The sequence below is a fragment of the Phycisphaerae bacterium genome, from assembly GCA_018003015.1.
Lineage (GTDB): Bacteria > Planctomycetota > Phycisphaerae > UBA1845 > PWPN01 > JAGNEZ01.
In genome coordinates this window covers 58482-73345 of record JAGNEZ010000030.1, presented here as the reverse complement: position 1 = coordinate 73345, position 14864 = coordinate 58482, and the positions used below count along the sequence as shown (strand labels likewise).

The 14864-nt window shown below is 62.6% G+C and carries 12 protein-coding genes; 7 read left to right on the top strand and 5 right to left on the bottom strand.

The annotated features are described in order from the left end of the window. Positions 1 to 7: 7 nt before the first annotated feature. A complete protein-coding gene (locus KA354_14290) occupies positions 8 to 1744 on the top strand; it encodes an alpha-L-fucosidase (GenBank protein ID MBP7935813.1) in 1737 nt (578 codons plus the stop codon). Between the two features lie 85 nt (positions 1745 to 1829). Here KA354_14290 and KA354_14285 read toward each other — a convergent pair whose 3' ends face one another. Continuing rightward, positions 1830 to 2951: a hypothetical protein gene (locus KA354_14285; GenBank protein ID MBP7935812.1), complete on the bottom strand. Its 1122-nt coding sequence runs from the start codon at positions 2949 to 2951 to the stop codon at positions 1830 to 1832. Positions 2952 to 3306: 355 nt separating this feature from the next. Between KA354_14285 and KA354_14280 the strand changes: the two genes are divergently transcribed. From KA354_14280 to KA354_14270, 3 genes are all read left to right on the top strand, one after another. Further along, on the top strand, positions 3307 to 4026 hold the full coding sequence (locus KA354_14280; GenBank protein MBP7935811.1) for a PEP-CTERM sorting domain-containing protein: 720 nt from the start codon (positions 3307 to 3309) through the stop codon (positions 4024 to 4026). Between the two features lie 301 nt (positions 4027 to 4327). Further along, positions 4328 to 5608: a serine hydroxymethyltransferase gene (locus KA354_14275; GenBank protein ID MBP7935810.1), complete on the top strand. Its 1281-nt coding sequence runs from the start codon at positions 4328 to 4330 to the stop codon at positions 5606 to 5608. A gap of 8 nt (positions 5609 to 5616) precedes the next feature. Then, the gene (locus tag KA354_14270; protein MBP7935809.1) at positions 5617 to 6402 is read left to right on the top strand and encodes a hypothetical protein; all 786 of its coding nucleotides are present in this window, start codon (positions 5617 to 5619) and stop codon (positions 6400 to 6402) included. On the opposite strand, the gene KA354_14265 is transcribed toward KA354_14270, so the two are convergent. From KA354_14265 to KA354_14255, 3 genes are all read right to left on the bottom strand, one after another. Continuing rightward, positions 6369 to 8057, bottom strand: a complete 1689-nt coding sequence (locus KA354_14265; protein MBP7935808.1) for an ADP-ribosylglycohydrolase family protein — start codon at positions 8055 to 8057, stop codon at positions 6369 to 6371. The genes KA354_14270 and KA354_14265 overlap by 34 nt on opposite strands. 55 nt (positions 8058 to 8112) lie before the next feature. After that, entirely contained in the window at positions 8113 to 9000 is an 888-nt protein-coding gene (locus tag KA354_14260) for a fumarylacetoacetate hydrolase family protein (GenBank protein ID MBP7935807.1), read from the bottom strand. A gap of 83 nt (positions 9001 to 9083) precedes the next feature. Then, positions 9084 to 10040 carry an alpha/beta hydrolase gene (locus tag KA354_14255; GenBank protein ID MBP7935806.1) on the bottom strand — a complete coding sequence of 319 codons (957 nt, stop codon included), beginning with the start codon at positions 10038 to 10040 and terminating at the stop codon, positions 9084 to 9086. A gap of 511 nt (positions 10041 to 10551) precedes the next feature. Between KA354_14255 and KA354_14250 the strand changes: the two genes are divergently transcribed. After that, complete coding sequence (locus tag KA354_14250) at positions 10552 to 11676, top strand: PEP-CTERM sorting domain-containing protein (protein ID MBP7935805.1); 1125 nt, start codon at positions 10552 to 10554, stop codon at positions 11674 to 11676. 364 nt (positions 11677 to 12040) lie between these two features. Continuing rightward, positions 12041 to 13240, top strand: a complete 1200-nt coding sequence (locus tag KA354_14245; protein ID MBP7935804.1) for an AAA family ATPase — start codon at positions 12041 to 12043, stop codon at positions 13238 to 13240. A 37-nt stretch (positions 13241 to 13277) separates the two neighbouring features. On the opposite strand, the gene KA354_14240 is transcribed toward KA354_14245, so the two are convergent. Further along, complete coding sequence (locus KA354_14240) at positions 13278 to 13709, bottom strand: methylated-DNA--[protein]-cysteine S-methyltransferase (protein MBP7935803.1); 432 nt, start codon at positions 13707 to 13709, stop codon at positions 13278 to 13280. Between the two features lie 226 nt (positions 13710 to 13935). Here KA354_14240 and KA354_14235 point away from each other — a divergent pair, with 226 nt between their 5' ends. Then, entirely contained in the window at positions 13936 to 14847 is a 912-nt protein-coding gene (locus KA354_14235; GenBank protein MBP7935802.1) for a sugar kinase, read from the top strand. The last annotated feature ends 17 nt before the right edge of the window (positions 14848 to 14864 follow it).

Sequence of the window (14864 nt, the reverse complement as noted above, 5' to 3'; positions counted from 1 at the left end):
AGTACTGATGGCAGCGGTTCTTCTCGCGTCCGGCTTGACGGGTACTGCCCTAGCTGCCGACGACGCCGTGGATCCCTATGCCCGCGAGACGCGAGAACAGCGCGACGCGCGCATGAAGTGGTGGCGTGAGGCCCGATTCGGCATGTTCATTCACTGGGGTGTCTACTCTGTCCCGGCCGGCACCTACCACGACAAACGCATTGGCGGGATCGGTGAGTGGATCATGAACTCGGCCAAGATCCCCTGCGCCGAATATCAGGGCTTCGCCAAGCAGTTCAACCCGGTCAAGTACAACGCCGATGAGTGGGTTCGGATGGCCAAGGACGCCGGCATGAAGTACATCGTCATCACCAGCAAGCACCACGACGGCTTCGCCCTGTTCCAAACCAGGGCCTCGAAGTGGAATGTGGTGGACGCCACGCCGTACGGCAAGGACTTGCTCAAGCCGCTGGCGGCGGCATGCGCCAAGCACGGGCTCCGACTTGGATTCTACTACTCGCAGGCCCAGGACTGGAACAACCCCGGGGGGGCAGCCGCGGGCGGGCACTGGGACAAGGCCCAAGACGGGAGCATGGATGACTACATCCGCAACGTGGCCGTTCCCCAGGTCAAGGAAATCCTGTTGAACTACGGAGACCTCTCCATCCTGTGGTGGGATACCCCGGTAGACATGAACAGGGAGCGAGCAGAGATGCTCATTCCCCTGCTGAAGCTGCGGCCGGGCATCATTCACAACAACCGCCTCGGCGGCGGATACCACGGTGACACGGAGACCCCCGAGCAGTTCATCCCCCCCACCGGCTACCCTGGCGGCCGCGACTGGGAAACCTGCATGACCATGAACGACACCTGGGGTTTCAAGAGCTACGACAACAACTGGAAGAGCACCGAGACGCTGGTCCGAAACCTCGTCGACATCGCCTCCAAGGGCGGCAATTACCTGCTCAACATCGGACCCACGTCCGAGGGCTTGTTCCCGGAGGCCTCGGTGGAGCGGCTCAAGGAAGTCGGCCGCTGGATGAAAACCAACGGCGAATCGATCTACTCGACCTCGGCCAGCCCGTTCCGGCGTTTACCGTGGGGACGATGCACCAAGAAGGTCGGCTCCAGCGAAACGACATTGTACCTGCATGTGTTCCAATGGCCGTCGGATGGCCGACTGGTCGTGCCGGGCTTGAAGAACAAGGTCCTGGCCGCCGCCCTGCTGGCGGACCCGAAAAAGGAGCTCAAGCACGAGTCATCCGAGGCCGGCGTCATGATCGAGGTTCCGACCGCCGCCCCCGATGCGATCTGCTCAGTGGTAACCTGCCGAATCGAGGGTCAACCTGATGTTGAGGCGGCTCCCATCATGCCCGGCCAGGACGGCTCCATCACCCTTCCGGCGGTTGAGGCCAACCTCCACGGGCAAGAACTCCGCTACGAACCTGGCGAAAGCCACGACAACATCGGCTACTGGACGAAGGGTGAGGACTTCGTGGACTGGCAATTCCGCGTGAAGGAGTCCGGCAAGTACAAGGTGACGGCCACCATTGCCGCGCTGGCTTCGGGTACGTTTGAGGTATCCGTCGGCGATGCCCATGTGCAAGGAACGTCGCCGAAGACGGGAAGCTACACCAAGTTCGAGACCGTCGAAGTCGGGATCCTCGAATTAACCGCCGGGATTTCGACACTGACGGTCAAACCGGCGAAGGAAGGCTGGCAGGCAATGAACCTCCGGTCCCTGACTCTGACACCGATGAAGTAGCCCTCGGCCAGCATCACAGACGTAACCGATCCCGAGGCCCCTCGGATAGCGTCGCATCACCGGCGGCGGAACATGAACCGCTGCCTCAGAAGGGTGCGTGGTCGCAGTTTGGATCGAGCAACGCGGACATGGCCGGTCCGGTATAGCAGCGCATGAACACCTGCAAGTCCGCGGAGCCGATGGCGTTATCCGTTGCGCCGCCGGTGCCGGCCAGGTCCATGCACTGACAGTCGAGCGAGAGCGAACCGAACAGCCCTCCGAGGTCACCATCACCGGTATAGCAGGCCTGGAAGACACCGAAGTCGGCCTGGTCGACATCCGCATCGTCGTCCACGTCGAACACCGGATGGTGAGTGCATCGGCAAGCCGGATCGTCGCTGCACGCCTCCAGATCGGCACAATCGGTCAAACCGTTGTTGTCATCGTCAATGCCATTGCCGCAGGTTTCTCCGGCAAAGCCCAAGGCATCGATCTCCCAGACGAGCGGAGACGTATTGGGCCTCGTAAGCGTGTCGTCCACGCCCGTGAATGTGTTGATGCCGTCGAACGGGTCGCGCATTTGACCCTGAGTGTTGTCCACTCCGTAGAGGTAGAATCGCAGATGAGTCGCCTGCTTCGCCAGCGACGATCCGGTATCGTCGTAGATGCGCAGGAGCGTGGACGCATAGGGTTTACTTGGATCGCCGGAGATGTTCGCTCCGCTACCTAGGACGTTGATGGAGCCGGAGGGATCTGACTGGTAATATCCCTGGTTCGGGCCGATAGGCGTGAAATCGGTGCCGTTCTTCGACGCGAAGAGCTGAACCGTGCAGAAGATGCGACCATTGGCGTCCTGATTGCCCGTGAAGATCCGGATCTCATCGATGTTCATCGGGCCGCCGAGATCATACACCGCCCTTTTGACGGGCTGCCCGTTCTGGGGGAAATCGTTGAGCAGGCCGTAGTAAGGATGACCGTCGGCCCTGATGAGGACCTTGTCGTCGGTGAAGGCCGGCAACTGATCGGTGGGGTCAGTGTTGACCGGATGCCAGCCCATGTCGCCGTCCTCAATAGTGGCGATCCGGCCGGAGAGGAGATCCCCCGCCGCCACGGATTCCTCCAGACCGACAAGATAGGCGTCGCCGTGCGTCGTGGTTGAGACGATCGCGCCCCAGGTCGCCGGCCCCACCACTGCAACCACAACCGTCGTGATCAGGAATCGAAACATGGAATGCTCCTTCCTCGGGACTGAAGTCCTCTTGCCAGCGCGCACCCGACCACCCTCCTCAGGTTCCCAGATCCAGCTCCAGGCACACCTTACTGTAGCCAGACCGCACCCCTGCCGCAAGCCGCAACGTGCTCCCACGGCTATCACGTTCTTGACAGAAAAGCCCGAAGATCAGAGAATACCACCCCAAGAGGCGGGAGAAGCATGCGGGAAGTGAAGTACCCCTCGATATGTCGGCCCGGCCTCATACCTTATACCTTGCGTGTCGCGGGCTTACGGCATGCACTTGTCGAGCCGTCAGGCCCAAGAGAATGGCCGTGTTGCGGTAGATCACCCAATTCCAGGAGGACATGAGATGAGAAACCTGTGTGTCGTTTTGGCGATGGTGGGAACGGTTGCAGCGCCGGCTGTGGCGGCCGATGTCTGGGCAGGCACGATGTTTGCCTCCTACGGGGACCTGAATCCGGCAATCTCGGCAACGGATGCTCTTCAGGGCAAACTGGGCGTCATCGACGCCGGCGGTTTCCATTTCGCCCTTCCCAATGATCCGGTCAAGTTCACCGATGGTATCCTCGGCACCAACCTTGACTGCGTCCTGGCGGACTACGGCCAGCCAACGCTCACCGTCCGGTATGAAGATACCGCCTTGAACTGGACACCGACCGCGATCAGCGGCATCTACTCGTTCGCCGGAAACGACGACAAGAACGGGCGCGTCTTTCAGAACCTCCAGGTACAGTGGAAAGATGTCCACGGCAACTGGAACGCCGCCTTCGGTGGGGCCAATCTGACCGCCCCCACGAGCGGCTACTACGTCCAAAACGGTGGCCAGTGGCAGGGTTCCATCGTGGCCCTGACTGACGACACCGGCGGGGCGCTGTTCGGCGGCGCCCAGGTGCACGGCCTAAAGTTCACCTACTGGGCAGTGGACAACACCCAAGACTGGTTCGTACCCCCCACCGACACGGGCGCGGTTGTGGCGACGATTCTGAAAGAGATCGATGTGGTGGCGATCCCCGAACCGGCCACACTGCTCCTGCTGGGCCTGGGCTGCCTGATCCTGCGGCGACGATGAACCTCGCTTCTGACGGTTCGACGTCGAGGTTTCTTCCATGTCTGGATGATCGCCAACTCTGCGTCGCGTCAGGAAAGACGCTGCGCGAGTGCCATGTGCTGAGCCAACGCAGCCTCCCGACCATGAAGCTCCTCCCTGTCACCAGCGGCCGCGGAGCAGCCTGGTGAGCTTCAGATCGTGAGGAATCAACCGAATCCGACTACGCAGCCGGGGGTTTGATTTATGCGCCCAGCGGGCTACCATGATGGCCGTTGGGAGCGAGACCCGCCCGGAAAAGGCGATACCCCAACACAATCGTCCAATGACTCGAGAGGTGCAGAACGTGACCCACGCGTCAGATTACCCGAACATCAAGCGAACGGATCCGGAGGCGTATGCCATTCTCGTCGCCGAAGGCCGCCGTCAAGATACCTGCCTGGAGATGATCGCCTCGGAGAACCATGTGTCCAAAGCGGTACTTGAGGCGGTCGGCTCGGTGCTGACCAACAAGTACGCCGAAGGTTACCCGGCCAAGCGTTACTATGGCGGGTGCAAGCACGTCGACGAAATCGAGAACTTGGCCATCGAACGAGCCAAGAAGCTGTTTGGGTGCGAGCATGTGAATGTGCAGCCACATTCCGGCAGCCAGGCGAACATGGCGGTCTATATGGCCGTCTTGAACCCGGGCGACACGATTCTGTCGCTGGACCTCGCCCACGGTGGTCACCTGACTCACGGCCTCAAGGCGAACTTCAGCGGACGTCTGTACAACATCGTCCACTACGGTGTTGACCGTACGACCGAGGTCAACGATTTCGACGTCATCCGCAAGCTGGCTCTCGAGCACAAGCCGAAGATGATCGTTACGGGCGCGTCGGCCTATCCGCGAACCATCGACTTTGCCGCGTTCGCCGCCATCGCTCGCGAGGTTGGGGCTTACCTGACCGCCGATATCGCCCACATTGCCGGATTGGTGGCGACAGGGCTGCACCCCTCGCCGATCCCGCACGCCGATTTCGTCACCACGACGACCCACAAGACGCTGCGCGGCCCACGGGCGGGCATGCTCATGTGCCGAGCCCAGCACGCCAAGGCGGTCGACTCGCGGATCTTCCCGGGCATCCAGGGCGGGCCGCTCATGCACGTGATCGCGGGCAAAGCGGTCGCATTCGGCGAGGCCCTCAAGCCCGAGTTCAAGGCCTACCAGCAGCGCATCCTGGACAACGCCCGGGCCCTGGCCAGGGAATTGCAGAAATGCGGCTACCGGCTGGTCTCCGGAGGAACGGACAACCACCTGATGCTGGTGGATTTGCGCCAGGTGCACGCGGACATCACCGGCAAGCAGGCCGAGGGCTGGCTCGAACAGGCCGGGATTATCGTCAACAAAAACATGATTCCCTTCGATGAACGCAAGCCGACGGAGACGTCGGGACTACGGATCGGCACGCCGGCTCTCACCACCCGTGGGCTTGGCCCGTCGGACCTCCAGGAAGTGGCTGGGCTGATCCACCAGGTCCTGGCCGCCCGTGGGAGCGAGGAAGCGACCGCCAAGGTCCGCTTGCGCGTGCTCGAGATCTGCCAGCGGTACCCGATTCCCCACTGATGACCTGCATGTTGAACACAAGACGGACGCTGAACCCGGGCGCAGCCCTGCGTACCAGCTGCCTACTGGCCGCACTCTCAGCGATCGGATGCACCGGCCAAGGCACCGTCCACATGGTCCCTTTCATGCGCTCGGACTTCGGTCCCGCCGAACGCCCGATTGCCAGCACACCCGTGACCGAGGCCTACTACTGGCTTGAACCGGATGGGAGACTCAACATCGCCCTGAGACACCACGTCGCCTCCCTCCTGGGCAAAGCCCTCGAAAGCGAGTGGCAGATGTCGATAATCCTCGACGGGCTGCCCGCTGGCGCCGAGAAGCTCTACACATTGAACGCTCGATCGGTGCGGGCAAAGCACACCCGGGGACCGGCGCACCAGCGGTTCGCATCCTTCGGCGGTGTCGCCGTAACCGAGGCGCCCAGGAACGGCCTGCTGAGCGGCCGGTTCCATGTCACCGTTCGCAGCCAGCGGTTCGGGGTCTTCAGCGGTTGGTCGCCTCCCTTGCAGCGCGGACCGCTGATCATCATGGTCGGCACGTTCACGGCCGTCGAGAACGCCACCCGCGGCCGCGAGATCTTGGAGCGTACGGAAGGCGACGGGTTCGACCGGAAGTCGAACCTGCCCCTGATTCTCCGAGGCAGCCTGGCACCGGCAAGTCGTCCCACCGGCACGCGACCGGCCCCCGATCACCCGGTCGCGACATCACCGGCGCCGCTCAAACCCTCGACGCGGGGCTGGTTCAAGCCCGCGGAGCCGGTCTACTTGGACTCCACCGCGACCTCGCCCCAGTAGGCCGCCTCGCAGAACCAGCCGCTCGGTTGGTTGACCAACTCCAGCTGGATCGTCTTCCCCGCGAAGTCGGACAGATCGACGCTCAGCGAAACCCATCCTTTCTCGGAGATGCCCTTGCCGATCGATTTCTCCAGTAGCGGCTTGCCATCCGCCTTGACGATCAAGGTCCAATCACCTTCCGGATGATGGCCGACCACCAGGCGTAAGGCCGTCTGCTTCCCGGCAGGCACATCGACTGTCCGGCTGAGCGTACAGCCCGTCTCCCTGCTCAGCGGATGCGTCACGTACACGTGCTTGCGGCCGGCGTGCTCGTTCTTCAGTCCAGGATCCATCTCCTTGCCGCAATCGCGAACCGACCAGCCGGGGAAGTACTTCTCGAACTCCCGCTTCGGTCCCAACTCGGTGATCTTCGCCATCTCCTCCTCGGTGAAGCGGCTGTCGGCGATGGGGCCGGGTTCCCAGCTCAGCTCGAGCGGGCTCGGTTTGACCTCGGCCACGGGGATCACGAACTCGTCTTCGCCCGCAGCGTCCTTCTCAATTCGTCCGCCCTGCCCAACAAGCACCTGGCGAGCCAGCTTCTCACACACATTCAACAGAGCCGGGAAGTTGTACGCGGTGTGACTGAAGACCTTGGTCTCACTGAGTTCCTTGGTGAACCGATCCGGCAGCTTGGAGAAGCCGACTGTGGCAAACAAAACGCCCGCGGAACTCGACGGATTGCAGTCCGAATCCTGCCCACACCGACAAGAGATGATGATCGTTTGACCGAGATCTCGCTTGCCGTACAGCAAGCCCATGAGCACGTACGCTCCATTGATCTTGACGTCGATCCCGCCGTTCGATGCCTTCTGGTAGGCCGGGTCCTCGCGGTATTTCTTCTGGGCCAGTTGCCAAGTCTTCTGCCAGTCGGAGGGATTCTCCGCGTACCAGCGGAGCATATCGCGAACCATCTCGGCGTACTGGCTCTTGGAGGGAATGCACTTCAGACCAGCCTCCACCAACTTGACGGGATTGGACTCGAAGAACGCCTCCGCGTACATGCCGCCCATGAATTGCCCGCCGTACACGCCGTCACCATAGTTCATGAGCCGCCCGAACTTCTCGCCGAGCTTGATCGCGGCGTTGGGCATGCCCGGTGCGATCAGGCCGGAGAAGTCCGCTTCGATCTGATAATCGATGTCGTTCGGGCACCGGTTGAACTTGGGATGGCTCGAATCGGGCGGAGCGGTACCGTCACGGAGGTTGCTGCGGCCTGCGTTGTTCGCGCACCACAGCGGGTACTTCGAATTGGCGAAGTCGATACCCGCCTGCCGGATCGAGACGTCCAGGCCGTACTGCTCCATCGAGCGGAGGAAAGTCATCTCGACGTAGAGATCGTCCTGCCCGAACGCGTTGTTGATCATGTCCGGCGTCCACTTGGGCATGGCGTCCTCAGGAATGATCTTGTCGGTGAACTTGAACTCGGTGGGAGCGCCCCAGCAGACCCCAGCGATCTGGCCGATCCAGCCACCTTTCATCTTGTCGCGGTACTCCTTGACCGAGAGGCGACGATACTCGACTCCCTGGGCGGGCGATGCCGTCATCAGGGCGAGGGAGAGACACACCAAGCCTGTCAGCATCTTCGCCGAACCGGCGATCACGTTCCTGCACTTCATTGCCAAATCTCCATGAGAGCGATCGGGAATCCCCACCCGACCAGGATACCTTAGGCTACCTCCCGATGTCAGTTTCGACAACACCACCAGACACGCCTTTGTCGCGACGGTGTCCTCCACCTTCCGACGGCGGCATTCCGAACGCAGGGATTGAATCAGCCTGAACCGGATTGGTGAGTTCGCCAATCCCCTCGATCTCGACCGTGAACGTGTCGCCAGGCCGCAGAAACACCGGTGGCTTGCGCGCACACCCGACGCCCTCCGGTGTGCCGGTCATGATCACCGTGCCCGGCAGGAGGGTGAAGTGCTGCGACAGGTAGCTGACCAGCTTCGGTACGAGGAAGATCATGTCCGCCGTGCTCGAGTCCTGCATGAGCCTGCCGTTCAGACGACCACGAATCGACAACGCGTTCGGATTGACTTTGGGGTCGATCAGCAGACAGGGACCCAGCGGACAAAACGTGTCGAAACTCTTGGCCCGGGTCCATTGCTTGTCGCGCCGAACCTGGCAATCGCGGGCGGAAACATCGTTGGCGCAAGTGTAGCCGAGAACGTAGTCCAAAGCCTCGGTTTCGCTGACCTTTCGGGCTCTCCGGCCGATCACCACCGCCAGCTCGGACTCATAGTCCACCTCATCCGGTGCGGCTGTCGGCAGCACAATGGGCTCTCCCGGCGCAATGACGCTGGTTGTCAGCTTGGCGAACACCAGGGGCTCATCAGGAATCCTCTGGCCGCCCTCCTCGGCATGGCGACGGTAGTTGAGACCGATCGCAATCAGATTGACCGGCTGCACCGGGGCGAGCAGCCGCCGCACCTCCACCACTTGGCCGGTCACCTCCAACTGCCCGAACAGATCGCCCCGAAAGAGTCGAGCTTGGCCACCTTCGACCGGCTCGCCCATGCTCACCTGGCCGCGCGTATCCTCGAATCGAATCAGCTTCATGAGACCTCCTGCCGTCATCGAGAACCAATACCGCACGTAGCGATCGGCCTGCCGCCGCCCGCGGGCGCCGTTCCAGTGCTCAGTCACCCGCCCGGCACCGTCGTCGCCTCCGGTTGGGCCGCGCCCGGCCCCTGGCCATCACCGAGGACCCCGGCGGAGACCAGAAAGGACTCGATCGCTCGCCAGTAGTCCTCATCCGCGCTGCCGGGAAAGTCGTTGTGATCGCAATCATATTCCACGTACGTGCTTCCGGGGGCCAAATCGCGCAACCGGCGGCCATGAGCCACCGGGATAATGGAGTCGCGGACACCATGGAAGATCAACAGCGGGGCCTTGAGGTCGGCGACAACCCGATCGGTCCGAAAGGTGTGTTTGGAGAGGAAGCCGGGCACGCCGTAGCGATGGGCCAGAGGAATCGTGCTCATGAACGTCGATTGGAGAACGAGAGCTGCCGGAGGGCGATGGGCTGCGACCTGGGCCGAGACCCCGCCGCCGAGTGACCTGCCGTGCAGCACGATGCGCGAGGGATCCACGCCGGGCAGCTTGGCTGCCCGGTCAAGAAACCGCACCGCGTCCTGGACGAGGCCGCTCTCCGAAGGCACGCCTCCGCACCGACCATAGCCGCGATATTCGGGCAGCAGAACCGAGCACCCCAGGCGACCGTAGGCGCGAACAAGGTCGCCCTGACCATCGATCAACTCCGCATTCCCATGGAAGAACATCACCAGTGGCCCGGGCCGTTCGGGGCTCAATCCCGGCGCGGCCACGAACCAGGCCAGAACCTGCCCCCCACCCTCGATCTGCTCGGTCATCACAATGGTGCCCGCCGGCGGAGTCGAGTTTCCCGTACCCGCCAGCTCCCGCGGGAATACGATCCCATCCTGCATGAAGTACAGAAGGGCGCACCAGGCCACGTAGGCCAAAACGAGATACCCGGCGAAACGCCACCCCGCCCGAGACCGCCAGCCCAAGGGCCTTCGCCCCTCGCAGGTCTCGGCAGCACATCCCCCCTTCGAAGCCGGCGAAACTGAATCGGTCATCGGAGCAGCCTTCTCTGGCACCTGCCGCACTACGATCGGAACGGGTCGCCTTGTCGAAGCCGGCCACCCAAACTCATCCGAACACACGTTACCCCAGAACCGACCTCCGCAACAGGCTTCGGCAGCCGGGCAGGGGCCTTCCATCCCCCGAAAACGGCGTTCGGAAAGCCGAAGCCGCAGGCGTAGGTAAAAACAGTGAAACTTTAATCCGCCTGTTCGGCACACGAACCGGCGAGATGGCCGTTCAGGGAGGCCTCTACAGCCGAAACCGTCCCCAGGACCCGCCAAGGACTGCCCGGCCGCCACCCCCGTCCAGCCCTCGTTTTTGGCGACAAGGGTCTTGACAGGCAAGGGGTGATTTCCTTAACATGAAGTTGGCTCGCTAGGAGGAAAAGAAGACCGTACACCTCTCCAATAGCGGGCATACAGATGGAAGCAAGCTCGCGGTCGCAGCGTTCGCGTGGAATGCTGCGTGCGACGGGTACGTATCTCTAATTCGGAGGGGCACTCGATGCCACGGTACACACTTTTGCTCCTGTTGTGCGCGGCCACGGTGTTGGCGATTGGCACAAGTAGTTGGGCTGCGGATCCTCTGTTGAAGCCGGGCGATCCCGTTGTAGCCATCGACCGCGACTCCAGCGGCAGCAGCTATCCTGGGGCTGAGGCTCCCGGCAAGGCTTTCGATAGTGATGCGAATACCAAGTATCTCAACTTCTCGAAGGAGAACTCGGGCTTCATCGTGTCGTCGGCCGCCCCGACGGTTGTCCGGAGCCTGGGACTGACCACCGCCAACGACTGGGCCGAGCGCGACCCCGCCTCGTACCAGATCTTCGGCACCAATGTCCCGATCGTCAGCACCGACAACAGCAACGGCGACCTGGAGGCCTGGACGTTGATCAGCGAAGGCGCTCTCGCCCTTCCTGACGACCGCTTCACTGCGATGGCTCCGGTCAACTTCGCCAACTCCAACGCCTACACGTCCTACCGAGTCGTGTTCCCGACACTCAAGAACGCAGGCGCCACCAACTCGATGCAGATCGCCGAGGTGGGTCTCTTCGAGAGCACCGACGGCACGGGCGCGAACGTCCTCGCCGGCGGCACGGTCGCAGCCATCGACCTCGATCATGTGTACACCAGCAATCACCCCGGTGGCGAGGCTCCGGCCATGGCAATCGACGGTTCGACCTCGAGTAAGTACCTCAACTTCGGCGAGACTAACAGCGGTCTCATCGTGACGCCCACCCAGGCCCACAAGACCCTCGTCACCGGCGTGCAGTTCAGCTCGGCCAACGATGCCCCTGAGCGTGACCCGATGACCTGGGCCCTCTATGGAACCAACGATGGCATCACCAGCGAACCCAATAGCTGGGGCTCTGCCGAGAGCTGGAGACTGATCGCGGCCGGTGACACCGGTCTGACCGAGACCCGATTCGAGACGGGTCCGCTGACCACCTTCGACAACGCCTTCGGGTACAACTCCTACCGGATCGTGTTTACGAGCGTGCGGAATGCTGGCGGCGCCAACTCGATGCAGGTATCCGAGATCCAGTTGTTCGGCAGCGTTCTGCCCGAACCGGCGACACTGGCTCTGCTGGCCGTGGCTGGTCTCGGCCTCTTCGCCGGCCGCCGGCGCTGACCCAGTCCGACCGTTGGGAGGGCCGGGCGGCATCATCCCCCGACCTCCCGCAATCTGCGTGCCTGTGAATGCCGCGAGGCGTAGCAGGTACGGGAGCGAACTACAGTCCCTCCGTTGATCGTGAGAGGGCCACCTCCCCCCGGGGCGAGGCGGCCCTCTTTTTGTTGCCGCTGTATTCTCTAGGCTCCCGTGTCTCGGCGATGGACGACGTCGGGGCCATGCAGGGTCCGGTAACCTGGCTTGGCGTGGCGCACGCCCGTGATGGTCCTTTTAGCCAAAGAGATCGGTCTGATGACCGATATGATGCATAGCAGGCAGGCTGCGCCGTGGAGCGTGGAGCATCGATGCCAAGGGGAACTACACCATGCCGGAACCGTTGAAGATCGTCCTGTTTGATGGGGAGGGGTTGGCGGAAGAGACGTTCCGACTCGCCTTCCAGCAGCTCAGGCACGTACAAATCGTCGACCAGACCTCCTCCTGGGACGAACTCAGGGAATTGCTGACAGGGGAAACCGATGTCGCGGCGGTCAATCTGGGCGACAAACAAGGTCAGGGGCTGAGCATCGTCCAGCGCATCGCGGAGACGACGCCGACATGCAGCATCCTTGGCGTCGGCCGGTGGACCGACCCGGAGTCGATCATCGCCGCCATGCGGGCCGGATGCAGCCAGTTTGTCACCTGGCCGATCGACGCCACCGACCTGAACAGTGCCATGGAGCGGATTCGTACGACCCGAGTGGCTGAGGTCAAGACCTCGAAGCTCATTTGTGTGGTGGGCTCCGCCGGGGGTTCGGGAGCGACGACGGTGGCGTGCAACCTGGCCATGGAACTGGTGCATACGACCAACCGCCGGTGCGCGCTGGTTGATCTCAACCTCGAGTTTGGCGATGTGTGCACTGTGCTCGACTGCTCACCCAACTACAGTATCGCGGATGTGTGTGGACAGGGCGCTGAAATCGATCGGACAGTCATGACCAAGGCCCTGTACAACCTGCCGTGCAACGTCTCCATCCTGGCCCGCCCGGGGGAGTTGGAGAGAGCCTATGACGTGACACCGGAAGGGGTGGAGGGAGCGTTGCGCACCCTCTCGACCATGTTCTCCTATGTCGTCGTCGATATGCCCCGCACCCTGGACGCGCTCAACGCGGCGGCAGTCAAGAACGCCGATTACACCTTGATCGTTACCCAGCTTGGCGTACCGTTTATCCGCAACGCGACCCGGATGTTCGACGGTCTGATCCGCACCGGCATGCCGGAGGATCGAGTGCAGATCGTGCTTAACCGCTGCAACGCAGACAACGATCGCATCAAGCCGGAAGAGGTCGAAGCCCACTTCGGTCAGCCCATCTTCGCCATGATCCCCAACGACTATAAGCGCGTTCAGTCGGCTCTGGATCTTGGGCACCCGATCGTCGCGGACGCCCCAAGCAGCCCGGCTCGACTGGCCATTGAACAACTGGCCAAGAAACTCACGAGCCAAGCCGATGCCGGGGAAGCCGAGAAGACGGCCTCATCAGGCCTGCTGAGCAGGCTTTGGAGGAGGCCGGCCAAGGCACCTGCATGAGGCGATTGGAGCCTCTCGTCGGCCGAACACCGCCCAGCTATCGACCCCGGACCGGCCCTCCGCCGCTCCGGCAGCCGAGGGAACGCGCCCCGAACTCCAGTTCCAGCAGCCATCGCTTGAGACTCACGCCCTGCTCGGCGGAGAAACCGGTCAGTTCTCCGCTCGCCCCCACGACGCGATGACACGGAATGACGATCGGAACGGGATTGGCGGCCATGGCCTGGCCGACCGCCCGGGCCGCCTTCGGTCGCCCCACGCAGCGGGCCAGTTCACCGTAAGTCGCGACCCGCCCGTAGGCGATGCGGCGACACGCCAGGAGCACCTGACGCTGAAAGTCGGTCACGCTGGTCAGATCCACAGGCGTGTCGAAACTCACTTCCTGTCCGGCGAAATAGGCCTCCACTTGGGCTTGCAGGTCGGGCAGGAGGCTACCGTCGGAGGTCGCGTCAACGAATCGAGCCTTCGCCATTCTCTCGGCTTCACGTCCCCTTCTACTAGTCACGACGACGTTCGTCAGGCCTTTGGGCCCGGCCGCCAGAACCACGGCTCCCACGGGGACATCCATGACCATGTATCGGTGCATGACGTCGCGATTATAGGCCCTTCGGACGCGGGCCTCCAGAAACTCGGGTCACTTGCCCCTTTCGGTGGCCACGTTTACAGTGCTCGCCGTGCTCTCACAGGAAGGAGTTTCTATGTCGTTACTCGTGACCGGCAGCATCGGCATCGATGATCTGAAGACGCCGTTCGGCGAGGTGAAGGGGGTGTTCGGCGGATCGGCCATCCACTTCTCCCTCGCCGCCAGGCTGTTCACGCCGGTCCGCCTCGTGGGAGTTGTCGGAGAGGATTTTCCGGGCGAGTTCCGCGCCTTCTTGGAGAAGCAGGGGTTCGATTTGGCTGGTCTGGAGGTCCGCAAGGGCAGCAAGACGTTCCGATGGTCCGGAGCCTACAGCGACGTCACCAGCGATGCCCAAACGCTGGCCGTCGAGGTCAACGTTCTGGCCGAGGCCGGTCCGAAAGTGCCCGCATCTTTCGCCGACAGCGACTGCCTGTTCCTGGCGGCCACCCACCCGGCACTGCAAGCCGACATGATCCGCCAGGTCCGGTCGCCGAAGCTCATCGTCGCTGACACCCGCGACCTGTGGATCAACACGCAACGTGAGCCGCTGATCAGGACGCTGGGCATGGTCACCGGGGCGATTCTGAACGACGCGGAGGCCCTGCTGTTCACGGGCGAGTCAAACGTCATTCTGGCCGGCCGCAAGATCCTGACCGTGGGCCCCAAGTTCGTGGTCATCAAGAGGGGTCAGCACGGCGTGATGCTGGTGACGACCGAGCATGTTGTCTCGCTGCCCGCCTACCCGACCACCAAGGTGGTCGATCCGACCGGTGCGGGGGACAGTTTTGCCGGTGGCATGATGGGATACCTGACCAGGTGCAGGGACCTCGGCGTCGCAGCCCTGCGCAACGCCCTCGCCCGGGGAACCATCACCGCGTCATTCACGATCGAGGGTTTCAGCAAGGAAGTGATCGAGAAGACCACCCTGACCGATGTGCAGCGGCGGCTTCGGGAATACGCGGAAATGCTCCAAATCAACGTGGATTGACGGGTGATTCCAGCCAG

Bases quoted from the DNA above. Each gene is read 5' to 3' on its own strand.
- KA354_14265 (MBP7935808.1), bottom strand. From the start codon at position 8,057: ATGAAGTGCAGGAACGTGATCGCCGGTTCGGCGAAGATGCTGACAGGC.
- KA354_14245 (MBP7935804.1), top strand. From the start codon at position 12,041: ATGCCGGAACCGTTGAAGATCGTCCTGTTTGATGGGGAGGGGTTGGCG.
- KA354_14255 (MBP7935806.1), bottom strand. From the start codon at position 10,040: ATGACCGATTCAGTTTCGCCGGCTTCGAAGGGGGGATGTGCTGCCGAG.
- KA354_14235 (MBP7935802.1), top strand. From the start codon at position 13,936: ATGTCGTTACTCGTGACCGGCAGCATCGGCATCGATGATCTGAAGACG.
- KA354_14285 (MBP7935812.1), bottom strand. From the start codon at position 2,951: ATGTTTCGATTCCTGATCACGACGGTTGTGGTTGCAGTGGTGGGGCCG.
- KA354_14260 (MBP7935807.1), bottom strand. From the start codon at position 9,000: ATGAAGCTGATTCGATTCGAGGATACGCGCGGCCAGGTGAGCATGGGC.
- KA354_14290 (MBP7935813.1), top strand. From the start codon at position 8: ATGGCAGCGGTTCTTCTCGCGTCCGGCTTGACGGGTACTGCCCTAGCT.
- KA354_14250 (MBP7935805.1), top strand. From the start codon at position 10,552: ATGCCACGGTACACACTTTTGCTCCTGTTGTGCGCGGCCACGGTGTTG.
- KA354_14280 (MBP7935811.1), top strand. From the start codon at position 3,307: ATGAGAAACCTGTGTGTCGTTTTGGCGATGGTGGGAACGGTTGCAGCG.
- KA354_14270 (MBP7935809.1), top strand. From the start codon at position 5,617: ATGTTGAACACAAGACGGACGCTGAACCCGGGCGCAGCCCTGCGTACC.
- KA354_14240 (MBP7935803.1), bottom strand. From the start codon at position 13,709: ATGGCGAAGGCTCGATTCGTTGACGCGACCTCCGACGGTAGCCTCCTG.
- KA354_14275 (MBP7935810.1), top strand. From the start codon at position 4,328: ATGACTCGAGAGGTGCAGAACGTGACCCACGCGTCAGATTACCCGAAC.